This is a genomic window from Virgibacillus dakarensis, from assembly GCF_900155625.1.
Taxonomy (GTDB): Bacteria; Bacillota; Bacilli; order Bacillales; family Amphibacillaceae; genus Lentibacillus_C; species Lentibacillus_C populi.
Window position 1 is genome coordinate 1,701,558 of sequence record NZ_LT732554.1, and the last position, 11,483, is coordinate 1,713,040.

At 37.6% G+C, this 11,483-nt stretch carries 15 protein-coding genes; 6 read left to right on the plus strand and 9 right to left on the minus strand.

Annotated features, from left to right (window positions below; translation table 11 throughout):
* Window positions 1-257: 257 nt before the first annotated feature.
* Complete coding sequence (locus CZ382_RS17880) at window positions 258-1,106, minus strand: MurR/RpiR family transcriptional regulator (protein ID WP_159457830.1); 849 nt, start codon at window positions 1,104-1,106, stop codon at window positions 258-260.
* Between the two features lie 828 nt (window positions 1,107-1,934).
* Here CZ382_RS17880 and CZ382_RS17885 point away from each other — a divergent pair.
* Both CZ382_RS17885 and CZ382_RS17890 read left to right on the plus strand, forming a co-directional pair.
* Window positions 1,935-2,885 (plus strand): ornithine cyclodeaminase family protein, encoded by a 951-nt coding sequence (locus tag CZ382_RS17885; protein WP_407701331.1) that lies wholly within the window; start codon window positions 1,935-1,937, stop codon window positions 2,883-2,885.
* Between the two features lie 56 nt (window positions 2,886-2,941).
* Window positions 2,942-3,829: a sodium/glutamate symporter gene (locus CZ382_RS17890; protein ID WP_088052540.1), complete on the plus strand. Its 888-nt coding sequence runs from the start codon at window positions 2,942-2,944 to the stop codon at window positions 3,827-3,829.
* Between the two features lie 38 nt (window positions 3,830-3,867).
* On the opposite strand, the gene CZ382_RS17895 is transcribed toward CZ382_RS17890, so the two are convergent.
* The 3 genes from CZ382_RS17895 to istA are packed head-to-tail and all read right to left on the minus strand — an operon-like array spanning window position 3,868 to window position 6,557.
* The gene (locus CZ382_RS17895; RefSeq protein WP_088051617.1) at window positions 3,868-4,194 is read right to left on the minus strand and encodes a hypothetical protein; all 327 of its coding nucleotides are present in this window, start codon (window positions 4,192-4,194) and stop codon (window positions 3,868-3,870) included.
* Between the two features lie 36 nt (window positions 4,195-4,230).
* On the minus strand, window positions 4,231-5,010 hold the full coding sequence (istB, locus tag CZ382_RS17900) for an IS21-like element helper ATPase IstB (RefSeq protein ID WP_088050154.1): 780 nt from the start codon (window positions 5,008-5,010) through the stop codon (window positions 4,231-4,233).
* Window positions 5,007-6,557, minus strand: a complete 1,551-nt coding sequence (istA, locus tag CZ382_RS17905) for an IS21 family transposase (RefSeq protein WP_088050155.1) — start codon at window positions 6,555-6,557, stop codon at window positions 5,007-5,009. Before istA ends, istB begins: the two co-directional genes overlap by 4 nt.
* Window positions 6,558-6,704: 147 nt before the next feature.
* On the opposite strand from istA, the gene CZ382_RS17910 reads away from it, so the two are divergent.
* Window positions 6,705-7,328 carry a sodium/glutamate symporter family protein gene (locus tag CZ382_RS17910; RefSeq protein WP_088052541.1) on the plus strand — a complete coding sequence of 208 codons (624 nt, stop codon included), beginning with the start codon at window positions 6,705-6,707 and terminating at the stop codon, window positions 7,326-7,328.
* A 397-nt stretch (window positions 7,329-7,725) separates the two neighbouring features.
* On the opposite strand, the gene CZ382_RS17915 is transcribed toward CZ382_RS17910, so the two are convergent.
* Window positions 7,726-7,950, minus strand: a complete 225-nt coding sequence (locus tag CZ382_RS17915) for a helix-turn-helix domain-containing protein (RefSeq protein WP_088052542.1) — start codon at window positions 7,948-7,950, stop codon at window positions 7,726-7,728.
* A gap of 117 nt (window positions 7,951-8,067) precedes the next feature.
* Here CZ382_RS17915 and CZ382_RS17920 point away from each other — a divergent pair, with 117 nt between their 5' ends.
* Window positions 8,068-8,301 carry a hypothetical protein gene (locus CZ382_RS17920; RefSeq protein ID WP_088052543.1) on the plus strand — a complete coding sequence of 78 codons (234 nt, stop codon included), beginning with the start codon at window positions 8,068-8,070 and terminating at the stop codon, window positions 8,299-8,301.
* A gap of 118 nt (window positions 8,302-8,419) precedes the next feature.
* On the opposite strand, the gene CZ382_RS17925 is transcribed toward CZ382_RS17920, so the two are convergent.
* From CZ382_RS17925 to CZ382_RS17930, 3 genes are all read right to left on the minus strand, one after another.
* Window positions 8,420-8,977, minus strand: coding sequence for a DnaD domain-containing protein (locus CZ382_RS17925; protein ID WP_159457831.1), 558 nt, complete (start codon window positions 8,975-8,977; stop codon window positions 8,420-8,422).
* Entirely contained in the window at window positions 8,958-9,392 is a 435-nt protein-coding gene (locus tag CZ382_RS23825; RefSeq protein ID WP_159457832.1) for a hypothetical protein, read from the minus strand. Before CZ382_RS23825 ends, CZ382_RS17925 begins: the two co-directional genes overlap by 20 nt.
* A gap of 244 nt (window positions 9,393-9,636) precedes the next feature.
* Entirely contained in the window at window positions 9,637-10,185 is a 549-nt protein-coding gene (locus CZ382_RS17930; RefSeq protein WP_088052545.1) for a sigma-70 family RNA polymerase sigma factor, read from the minus strand.
* Between the two features lie 84 nt (window positions 10,186-10,269).
* Here CZ382_RS17930 and CZ382_RS17935 point away from each other — a divergent pair, with 84 nt between their 5' ends.
* Window positions 10,270-10,566: a hypothetical protein gene (locus CZ382_RS17935; protein ID WP_140392751.1), complete on the plus strand. Its 297-nt coding sequence runs from the start codon at window positions 10,270-10,272 to the stop codon at window positions 10,564-10,566.
* Here CZ382_RS17935 and CZ382_RS17940 read toward each other — a convergent pair.
* Window positions 10,563-10,820 (minus strand): helix-turn-helix domain-containing protein, encoded by a 258-nt coding sequence (locus tag CZ382_RS17940; protein ID WP_088052547.1) that lies wholly within the window; start codon window positions 10,818-10,820, stop codon window positions 10,563-10,565. The genes CZ382_RS17935 and CZ382_RS17940 overlap by 4 nt on opposite strands.
* Before the next feature lie 343 nt (window positions 10,821-11,163).
* Between CZ382_RS17940 and CZ382_RS17945 the strand changes: the two genes are divergently transcribed.
* A complete protein-coding gene (locus CZ382_RS17945) occupies window positions 11,164-11,412 on the plus strand; it encodes a hypothetical protein (protein ID WP_088052548.1) in 249 nt (82 codons plus the stop codon).
* Window positions 11,413-11,483 lie beyond the last annotated feature (71 nt).

The following is an 11,483-nucleotide window of genomic DNA, read 5'->3' on the forward strand; positions in this document are numbered from 1 at the left end:
CTTAAAGATGATTACTCTTTACCATCTACCTATTGAATGGCGATGGCAATTTAATGCATGTCGTCGAACACTGTTGTGGCGTATAGAAATCCATACTACATAAAGCCCTAGGGCCACCTACTGGAAGAACCAAGGGTTAAAAGGTATGGAACTTTATATTTTATGTAATCTGGGACCACCGTTAATGTTTAATGGAACCTTACATGAGAGTGTGAGAGGAGGGGATTAGTCACCCCCTCTATTTTTTCACCCTTACTTTATTCCGTTATACCGAATCTTTCATTTAGTATCTTAATATCCTCCAGCTGTCTTAATAATTCACCTTTGCTTCTGACTGTTAGTAAATATATGAGTATATCAATTATAAAAATTGTTCCTAAATGTGAATTTGAAAACGAAAGGGAGTCAACTCTGGTTAACAGCAAGACATCTGCGTTTTTACCAATATGATGCAAGTGTGAATTTGTTATAGCAATTTGTGGTATCTCTTTTTCGCTTAAATAATCACTATAAAACTTCATTCTTTTAGAGTATGATGGAATTGATATAAATATAACTAAATCCTTATTAGTAAATCCACGAATATAATCTAAGGCTTCAACACTTTCTCCATCCAATATTTTTGACTTGGCAAAAACTTCATTTAGATGGACATTTAACAGATAAGCTGGGCCAAATGAGTTTTGTCTTGCTAATATGAGAATTTTATTTGCCTCCAGAATTTTATCTAAGAATTTGATATACGTGTCAATAGGGTTTTTATTGAATATTTCATCAATGTTCCTTATAGATTTGCTGTAAATATCCAACAAATCGTTATTAGTAATTTCATGGTCATTTGTATCACTAGGTATTTCAATAATGGGATTGACAAGTCGAGACTTAAGTATCTTTTGTAATTCTTTTTGAAGTTCTGGGAAGCCTGAGAAATTTAGGTCTTGTGAGAATCTAACTACTACCGACTCACTAACTCCGGCATTTTTTGCAACTCTAGAAGCAGATAGAAAAGCAACTTCTACCCAATTATCTAATATATAATATGCTACATTTTTTTTCGCATCACTAAGTGAATCTATTGCAACTTGTATATTGTTAAATAAAGACATTTTTTCCTCCATATAACGTAAAATTAATATATCATGGTTTTAAATTAATTTGATGACTTGCTTGATAAATTTTCATATAGGTGAATTTAAAGTAATATCCATTTAGTCGAGTGTTATACCTTTTTCCATAAAGTCATAATTATAAATTGCTGAAGCTAAGTTGATTATGGAATCTATTTGTAGTTTTAACATAATTTAATGGGCCAGTTCTTTCATAGGAACAACACTCATAGGAATGTCCTCCATTACATATTTTCACGAATTTCAATGGGTGCATATATTTCATCATAGCTAGAATTTATCTGGATTATTTCGTTTACCCACATAGATATACTTTGTAATTATAACTTAACCAATTTTTTGCCTAAAGCAATTTAAGCTCAAATTCTTAGGTGATTGCTAATCTTTCTTCATCTAATGATTCAAGTAAACTAGTGATAGTTGGATAATTCCGTCATGTTAATGTATTGCTGTCTTTTTCAAATTTGGTAGAACAGAATGGGAAATTGCACCAATATGCTAAGAGTAGTTGAGAACACGGTTTCACTATTATGGAAATAAATTTATCGAATAGGTTAAATGCCACTCCTTTCTTAAGTAATTTTACACCAAATGCTAAACCACGATTTCAGAATCCTATAATTAAATTTTTAATTTTATCATCCTCTCAGCAACAAATATTGTTGTTAAGCAATAAAAATTTTGTTAATATAATTATATATTAATTCTGAAAGGGAGGAAAGTATTTTGAATTCGAATATTTTATTTTTGAGTCAAGAGGATATAAAAAAATGTGGAGGTGAAGATATATCACTTGCAATTGATACAATGGAGAAAGTTTTCTCTTTACACCAAAAAAAGAAATATGTTCTGCCAAACAAAACAGTATTACGATGGGGGGATATTGACTCGGAAAATACTAGAGGAAGAATTAATTCGATGCCTGCTTCAATTGAAGGAGATTTTAATTCAATAGGTATCAAATGGATTTCTAGTGCACCTCAAAATCCGGATAAATATGGATTACCGAGGGCTTCCGGAATTATAATCCTAAATGATTACGAGACGTTTTTTCCAAAAGCTATCATGGATGGGATGCTATTAAGTGCAATGAGAACCGGAGCCAATTCAGGCGTTGCTGCAAAATATCTTGCAAAAAAAAATTCCAAAGTATTAGGTTTAATTGGTGCCGGTCCCCAAAGCAAAACACAACTTTTAGCAATGAATCATGTTTTAAAAGAAATTAATGAAATAAAGATAAATGATCTTAATATTGAATGCGCTTACAAATTTGCTGAAGAGATGGGCAAAAAAGTGAATTTACCTATAAAAGTTGTAGATACAGCAGAAAAAGCGGTCAGAGGGTCAGATGTATTTATAACAGCAACTGTTACAAAAGTTCCTATTGTAAAACCAGAATGGATTGATAGTGGAGCTTTGTACATTCATGTGGGAAGTCATGAATGTGAATTTGAGGTTATAGAGAAGGCAGAAAAGATTGTTGTTGATGACTGGGAGGAACTTAAGCATCGAGGGGTTGAAACAATTTCAATCATGTATAAAGAAGGAAAGTTTAAGGATAGTAAAATTGATGCGCAATTGGGTGAAGTTGTAAATTCCATAAAAAGTGGTAGAACAAATAATGAAGAATTTATATATTTTAATAGTGTTGGAATGGGAATTCAGGACGTAGCGTTAGCATCTGTTATTTATGAAAAAGCAATGAAGGAAAAAATTGGTATAGAATTTAACATGTATGGGAAGCCATCGTTTGTCTAAAAGCATAAATTTCACATCTAAGATCTGCCTTCTATAAATAAAAAGGGGGAATAAGAATGATACCAACAGAAGCCATATCTTCTGAGACACTTAACAATTTATTATTTTATTTTATCGTTATGGGCTTACTTCTAGTTTTAGCCACATTTATAAGATTAAGGTTCAAAATACTCAAAAGATACTTTATACCAGCTTCATTAATAGCAGGTTTTATAGGACTGGCTTTGGGTCCATATGGTGTAAAGATATTTTCATCAGAAATGGTTAGTACTTGGGGGTCATTGGCAGGTATCTTAATATCAATTGTTTTTGCACCAATGCTGATGGGGATGAAACGTCAAAAACACGCAGGGGCAACTAAACTAGTAGCGAGACATATAATGTATAGTTATACAGGTAGTCTTCTACAATTATCTATACCTTTAATAGTTGCCGGTTTAATCTTAATACCATTATTTGATTTAAATGAAATGTTTGCATCAATTATTGAAGTTGGATGGGCTGGAGGACATGGAACAGCTGCTGGAATGACAGAAGTTTATAACGATTTAGGATGGAGCGAAGGAGCATCATTAGGAGTTACATCTGCTACCATGGGTATCGTTATTGGTATCATTTCGGGTATTATCATGATTAATCATGGTGTTAAAAAAGGATACACTTCCATTATTAAAAAACCTGAAGATATGGCCAAAAATAGTAAATCTGATGTGATTCAAGCAAAAGAACAAAAACCTAACTCACTAAATACACTTAATCCTGATCTGGTTGAAAGCTTTGCTTTTCATGCAGGCTTGATTTCAATTGCGATTTTAATAGGTTGGTTTATGGAAAAAGCAATTGAATGTGTACGGCGGACTATTTTTACCACTTGTGCGATCTTTTTTACCACCTTTTGCGGCGGGATGTACCACTCACTGCGGAACACTTTACCACATGTATAAAGAAATCCCCCGACTGTTTGGGGGGATTTCTTTATACACTAAAACGGAAGAATTCCTAATTGAAGTTCAAGCTTTAATTTCTCACAACGCAGTCTATCAATCTCTTTCTGTAACTCCTGCACCATTTCCTCGAGTCTTTCTATTTTGGTTTTATCATCAATTCCTTTTTCATAGGCTGTTCCAACACGACTTAAATCTATCAAGAAAGATAACACAGCTGGTTCATAAATATGGTAGTTCCCTTCAAATTCTGTTGCTTCGATTTCACCTTTAGCTATCCATTGCCTAACATCTTTTTCATCACATTCCAACTCATAGTTGTGTAAGAGATCAACCGTTTCTGATATTGTCATGTAATCCTTCATTTAAAACTCCCTTTCTGTTCTTATTCTTGGTATTTATTAAAGGCTGCTGTTCTCTTCATCGTTTTTCTTTTGATGGTGCACACCAAGACGTTCACGCATCGATACTTTTCCGTCAATAAAAATATCATAAGAATCATGAACAATCCGGTCTAGAATGGCTTCTGCCAGGGTTCCGCCTCCCAATTTTTCATACCATCCATCAAGATCAAATTGGGAACAGAATATATTGGATTGTTTTGCCTGACGTCTTGTATTAATCACTTCAAGAAGGAGAGCTGTTTCTTCATCCGTTAATGTATAAAGCAGCCATTCATCAAGAATAAGAAGGTCAACCTTCAGAAGCTTTTTCATTAATTTGGTGTAGCTGTCATCCTGTTGATATTTTGCTATTTTAAATGCTTCTAATAAATCTGGAAGTCGTGTATATTGAACCTTGAAGAATTGACGGCATGCTTGTACACCAAATGCGATAGCCATCCAAGACTTCCCGGCTCCAGACACTCCTTTAAAGATAATATTTCTCCCATCCAGAATATAACTGCCACTGGCTAGACGTAAGATTAAATCCTTATCCAGTTTTCGATCTTCATAGTAGATGATTTCCTCCATAGAGGCAGACTCAGGAAATGCTGCCTGTTTAAGAAGTCGATTGATTTTATTGCTTTTCCGCCGGGATTCCTCATGGTCAATCAAGATGCCGAATAATGTATCAAAATCCATCTCTTTATTTTCTCCCTTGGTAGAAATAGTTTCATAGGCTTCTGCCATCCCTGATAGTTTCAATGCTTTTAGTTTATCTATATTCTGTTGATTCATTTATTTTTCCCTCCAAAATAAGAAGCCCCGCGAGTGAAACCGTGCTTATTTTGCACATTATCTTTCTTCTGTGTGAAAGTTTTCTCTGAGTCTGCTTTTTTATTGTTTTTGATAAGTGTTTGAATACTTTTCACGGTTGGTCGATTCGTGATTTCATGCACCATTTTACACGCACGTTCGATTTCATAAACAGTATAGGTACGCTCCAGTTTCTTTAGGGCAAAGACGGACTTCATTGCTTGTTTTTCAACTTCGTAGCTATCCAATAGAAACTTCACCACAAATAGCGTATGTTCTCCAATATTCTCCGCCCAATCCAATGCGTCTTGCGGTGTTTGTTCCACGTAAAGTTTATGATTATCCGGCATATGATCATGTACAGTAGAAAATTGCCCGTATTTCCCATGCAGTGTTGGATGAGAAGCGATTCTCATGTAATTGAAATAAACTTCAATCGCCTCATCTGAGACTTTCACATCGACTTGTTTTCCTATATACTCATAGGGAACGGAGTAAAACATACTTTTTACAGAGATATGATAATCAGGCTGCACTTTGGCTGTTCGCCACTCAGACATCTGGTAGGGCTTAGCGGGAAGAGGAGTAAGGGCGTACTTCTCTTCTTCTATAAATGCTGACCAACGGGAGCCTTCTTTTTTTGTGAAAGGCCGGTGGTTAAACTCCTCCAGTTTCTTTCGAATCTCCTGGTTTATTTCCTCTATCGTAAAACATTGAGTATTCCTTAATGCGGCAATAATCCAGGTTGACACCGTGTTCACGGAACCTTCTACATTCGGTTTATCCTTTGGTGAACGCACGCGTGCTGGCATGACCACCGAGTGATAGTGGCGGACCATTTCTTCGTATGTTTTGTTTAACACCAGTTCTTTGCGGGTATGTTTGGTCACTCCTGTCTTTAAATTGTCTGGAACAATGATTTGAGTGCTTCCTCCCATGTATTCAAACGTGTGTTGATGAAGCTTTATCCAAGACGCTAAATCCATGGATAAAGAACCTTCGACATAGGAAAGCAGCGAACATGGTAAAGTTGCCACAAATACATACACTTTCACTTTTTCCCCTGTATCGGGATCAATGATAAATAAAGTAGAACCTGCCCAATCTACTTCTAACAATTCCCCTGGTTTCCGTTTGATTCGCAAGGTTGCTTTATATTTTTGGGCAAAGTTATGGTAATGCTCCGTGAATGTCCGGTAGGCATAGGGAATCTTTTCTTGTTCCTCGGATTTCCTCACATATTCTTCATGAAGCAATGTCAATGTAACATGTGGTTTGGCCAACTCTTTATGCAGATAATCAAAATCAATCATTTGCCGACCTGAAGCTTCCAGTTTTTTCTCAGGATAGAGAAAATCTTCAATCCAAGAATCTGTCATTTCTTCATCTAATGGACATTTCAATCCCCTTTTTTCCGCTAATCGTATGACTTCTGTGACTTTTTGTCGTGAATGGCGAGTCATCGCTGCGATATTTCGTAAACTCCTTTCCTCGTCATATAATTCCAGCATCTGTCGATATGGAAACATAAAAAACCTCCTGTATTCCTAATGTCATGCCGGTTGGCATGCACATTAAGTATACAGGAGTCGATAAAATGGTAAAGACTTCCGCAAAAGGTGGTAAAATTCTCCGCATTTAGTGGTAAAAAAGATTGCAAGGCTGGTACATATTGAATGCCATACTCAATTGAAATATATGTTCCGGGTATACCACTTTTCCCATTAGCGATGATTGGTGGGTTAATAGTAAATGTAATAGTTTCAGAAACTAAGTATTTCGATATGATTGACGTTAATACATTAAATAGAATACAAGGAATTGCTTTAGATTTTCTTATAATAGGAGCAGTTGCGGCTATTAAAGTTCCGATAGTGTTGGAATTTGCTATACCGTTGGTTATTCTAACTCTAGTGACTATGATTATTATGCTCTGGTTCTTTTATTACCTTGGAAAAAGGTTTTTTCCCGAAAATTGGTTTGAAAGTGCAATTGTACATTACGGAGCATATTCAGGTGTAACCGCTGTAGGATTAATGCTCTTAAGAACTTCAGACCCAGAAATGAAAACGAATTCAAGCATGGGGTTTGCTTTGAGAGCACCATTCTATAGTCCCTTTCTAGGTGGAGGATTAATTACATCAATTATTCCCGTGTTAATGATCAAAAGTAATTCTTTAATCGTTGGACTTTCAAGCTTGGCAATATTGATTTTATTACTTGTAGTAGGTAAGTTTACCGGGTTAATTGTTAAACCTAAAAGTCATTCCAAATCTCAAATAAAACAAAAAGTTGTTTAACTTTTTGGTAATTTAACCAATACGCAATTTAATAAAAGCCTGCAAAAGCATATGATTGTAAAACCTTTGCGGGCTTTTTAGTATAATATTACTAGCTCTATAATCTAACATTAAAGAATTCTAAGGTGTCTTGAAACTAAGATTACCGAGTATATGACGATGTTAGTAAATACTTCTGTCCTTTGATCAATGGATTGTCAAGTAGAGCACCCGAAAATCATATGGGGTGGGGGGAGTTCACTCAACGAAGGAACAACTTTAGTCAAGAATCCTTAACCAAATCCTTTTTGTTGATTGTTAAGTGAGATGGAGATGAAATTACGCGATGAATGGTATCTGCGTACTTTTCGTTTGTAAGCTTGAACTCAAACCATTTTTCCCTTCCGACAGCCGTTTGTCAGTTCCATTCATTTATTCTACTAAGCCTTACAATCTCATTAATATCTTCAATTCCCAACGCATTAGCAATCTTTTCAATATGCTCCAACTGAATTCGTTGCCGCTTTCCATTCGCCAATTCGCTTAGCGTAGCCCGGCGAATTCCGGTTAACAAATGCAACTGGTTAATGCTTAAATCATATCGACTTAGCAATTCATTTAGAATAATCTCTACCTTAACCAATCTTTTTCCTCATTTCCATACTAAAGGTTGACTGTACTTAAAAGCGTACTATATAATATAACCAATAGTTGTACGTATATAAGTACAGATTTTAAAAATATGGGGAGGGATCGGTACATGGAAAAGCTAGAGGTAACCCAACATAACCTACTAAACGAACTACACACAAAATGGACCCTAACCGACATGAAAAACAGAATCATTCAAACCATATGCAGCTTGATAGACGATCAGGTATATACAAAGAATGATGCTGTTTATTCTTTGCTGGAGGTAGTGGCGCTGATCGAATTAGAAGAGAAAAAGGTGAAGCCAGGTGAGGCAGTGCAGTGTTTAGGGAACGGAAAATAGAATGATTGTGGACATGTATTTATGTACCGCCATTACAATTTGCTAACTACGAAATACCGCTTCATCCGCTATTACTTGTTCAAAAGGGACAGTGCATCTGTCCCCGATCCCTTTTCTATTACTTCCGACCACCCCTAAACTCTGCCAGCAGCTTATCAAATTCCTCTCGTTCCTTAGCCTCGGCAGCCGGGTCCGGTTTCGGTTTGGGCGGTTTTGCCTTTCTCATTTGTGCTTGCTTGTGTTTTCGCTCGATAAACCAATCCGGAACAACTGCTTCTCTGGTGCCATTCTCATGATAGGGTCTGCGTTTTTGCCTATTCCTGAACGCCCTTGAATCGGCATCCGCTTGTTTAATGGTTGTAATTCCCTTTTTGTCCCATGCCCTCAGTATTGCCTTTACGTAGCTCCATGTTGCCTTATTTTGCTCCAGGGCCCGTTTCATGGCATGCAAAACGAGCGGATTTCCTACGTCCTTGATCCAACTATTCATTTCCTCAGCAACAAACGAACGAATCACACCGAAATTTTCCTGGTAAAAGCGGATAGCGTCTGCAGTTGTTGTTTGTTTCGTATTTGTTTGGTTTGGTTTATTGTTTTGTTTATATAATGGGGCCGGACTGTGGTCCACATTGCCGTCCGTGTTGACTCCCGTATAATCAGCCACACTTAATGCCATATTGTTCTCCGGCGCGTGGGCTTCGGCAGAGATAACGGTGGTGTTGGGTGTTGTTTGATGATGCGGCGTTTTCGTTTCTGTTTGGGGCTCGACATAAAAATGTTTGAACAGGGGTATCACTTTGCTCTGAATTGTGCTGCTGGGAAATGATCTGATAGATTGCTGCCTGATTTCCGCCTCTTGATGTGAAACGGATATATCCTTTCTTCTGCAGTTCATCCCGTGCCCGCTTAAACGTGGTTCCTTTGATTCCGGATTTTAGATGCAAAAGAGAAACGGAAGCAGTGAATTCTTTCTTCCATCCGCATAAATTGTTTATATGCATTAGCGCGTTCCAGAGAGTCATAGCTGATCCGGAAAGTGGGTTAATAAGGACTTGATTATAAAATGCATTCAGTTCTTTTATGTAATTCATATTTTTTCCTCCATTAGATGTGTGTTTTTGAAAAAATTTTTAGTAGAATTGCACGCCGCCCGAAACAGATGCAACGCATGTGAAAAGGAGCCATCACCGCCCATGAGAATCCAGTTTGTATTTCTTGATTGTTCAAAACCATGATGAAGTGGGAAGCGTTAGTTGGATACATAGTGAAGACGGTGGCGGTTATGGGCTCCGTCAAGCGGGAGAGCGACTTGCTGCTTGTGGATGTTCTATAAGGCTAAAGAGATTTACGAAATGCTTCATTGCATAATTTTTTTCTGACCTGTTTTCCCCAGCTTTTCACTGCCTCAACGGTGGTATTTTCCTGAATTGCAATATCTTTTACGGACATGTCGCAGGCGATGTAATAATACACCCATTTCCATTGGTTTTCGGTAAGACGGGATTCAAGCTCTTTCCAAAGGGAAGGGTCGGTTAGCGGAAGCTCCGAGAGATGGGGAAGCGGATGATTGGTCGATTCTTTGCTCCGGAGATAGTTTCCGTCGCGGACCTGCGGGATTTGCTTAAGCAGGACTTGCTGTTCGTTTTGCTTTATCCTTGTTTCTTTGCGGATCTTGTCAATTAGCCGGTTGCGGATGGTAAAGTTAAAATACGTAGCCATTGGGCCTTTGTCAGGCTGATATGTTTCATAGGCATTCCACATCGCAACGAGGCCTTCCTGAAAATAATCGTGATGCGGATCGTGGATGTTCAGTTTATGAAGGTGATAATAGATTCGTCTTTCATTTTGCTTGAAGATCACTTCGAATGGTATTTTATTGTCCATATGAATTCCCCTTTTTTGATAGATTTACTGGCAGGCAAGTTGTCATTATTATCGTGTTGCGGGATCTGACGGTTGATATGTGTTTTGGAAATTTTATTAAAAAGAAAGGATTCAGAAACAGGGAGCTGGGATGTTCTACTTTTTCCAAGGAATAAAGAAGCTTATGTGACGTTTCAGTGGCAAATGGTGTCATGGGAATGGGGTTTACATGTATTTGAATTGCTTCATGGGCATCACTCCTTTTGGTGGGGGGCAGGTGTTGGAATTTGTGAGGAGAATGAATCTGTTTCGTGGATACAGGCTTTCTATGGGTGGGAAAGGCGTGGTAACAATGGTTTTTTTGACATCACACGGATTAGGGATAGATCGGTTTTAGTCTAGTTTCGTTTGTTTTCTTCAATTATGATCTGATCTATTACCGAGTCAACACTGATACCGAGGTGTTTCCTTAGTTTATAGAGAGTCGTTATTTTCGGAAGCCTCTCGCCGCGTTCATTCTTTCCCAAGCTTTTGTCATCGATATCAGCTATCTCAGCGAGTCTTTCCATTGTTAATTCCTTTACTTTTTTCCTTCTGTATCGTATGTGATTTCCTAATTCAAGGGCAAGCAGTTTTTCAAGCTCTTTGTCTTCCAACCCGATTTCTCCCTTTTTAAAACCTATTATCAAGTTGGAATGATAGAATGAACACGCCTTGGGAGACGCTTTTTGGGGTGATTGATTTGGCTAATGTGGAGGTTTTGGGGTTAGACTCCCACAACGTTTAAACAAAAAGATAAACAAAACAAGACAATACAAAACAAACCAACTACAACAGACGCGATCCGTTTCTATTAGGAAAATTTTAGTGTCGCTAGTTCATATGTTCAGGATGACATTGTCGATTGGATAAATGACATTTGGGAGAAATTAGTGCTGCGTGTGATGAATATTGATTGGAACGGAACGAGGCCATTGTCGTTTTTCAAAGAGGATATTGTTGCAGTGGGCAAAGAAGGGCATTGCTACAGTGGGGCCCGCGGTTAATGAAATGGCGTTTCGGAATCAGTACAGTCAGGGGCGGCGTGATCGGGGTTATGGTGCTAAGGATGAGGTTGTGCCGGAGTGGTTTTTGGAGCAGAAGCGGAAGGAAGGAGAAGGAGCGGGTAAAGGATCTGGAGCAGTTGTGATGACGGATGAGTGGTTGTTGGGAGAGTTAGGGGGAAGAAAGCTGAAGAGAGTAGCTTAAAGCCACGGAAAAGGAAAAATATCCTGACCTCACATCTTCTCTCATTCTATCAATTTGTTAATTATAAACAT

Excerpts from the sequence above, each read along its gene's own strand:
- CZ382_RS17910 (WP_088052541.1), top strand. The coding sequence starts at position 6,705 with ATGCCATACTCAATTGAAATATATGTTCCGGGTATACCACTTTTCCCA.
- CZ382_RS17885 (WP_407701331.1), top strand. The coding sequence starts at position 1,935 with ATGGAGAAAGTTTTCTCTTTACACCAAAAAAAGAAATATGTTCTGCCA.
- istA (WP_088050155.1), bottom strand. The coding sequence starts at position 6,557 with ATGTTTCCATATCGACAGATGCTGGAATTATATGACGAGGAAAGGAGT.
- CZ382_RS23825 (WP_159457832.1), bottom strand. The coding sequence starts at position 9,392 with ATGAATTACATAAAAGAACTGAATGCATTTTATAATCAAGTCCTTATT.
- istB (WP_088050154.1), bottom strand. The coding sequence starts at position 5,010 with ATGAATCAACAGAATATAGATAAACTAAAAGCATTGAAACTATCAGGG.
- CZ382_RS17890 (WP_088052540.1), top strand. The coding sequence starts at position 2,942 with ATGATACCAACAGAAGCCATATCTTCTGAGACACTTAACAATTTATTA.
- CZ382_RS17925 (WP_159457831.1), bottom strand. The coding sequence starts at position 8,977 with ATGGCATTAAGTGTGGCTGATTATACGGGAGTCAACACGGACGGCAAT.
- CZ382_RS17930 (WP_088052545.1), bottom strand. The coding sequence starts at position 10,185 with ATGGACAATAAAATACCATTCGAAGTGATCTTCAAGCAAAATGAAAGA.
- CZ382_RS17895 (WP_088051617.1), bottom strand. The coding sequence starts at position 4,194 with ATGAAGGATTACATGACAATATCAGAAACGGTTGATCTCTTACACAAC.
- CZ382_RS17920 (WP_088052543.1), top strand. The coding sequence starts at position 8,068 with ATGGAAAAGCTAGAGGTAACCCAACATAACCTACTAAACGAACTACAC.
- CZ382_RS17880 (WP_159457830.1), bottom strand. The coding sequence starts at position 1,106 with ATGTCTTTATTTAACAATATACAAGTTGCAATAGATTCACTTAGTGAT.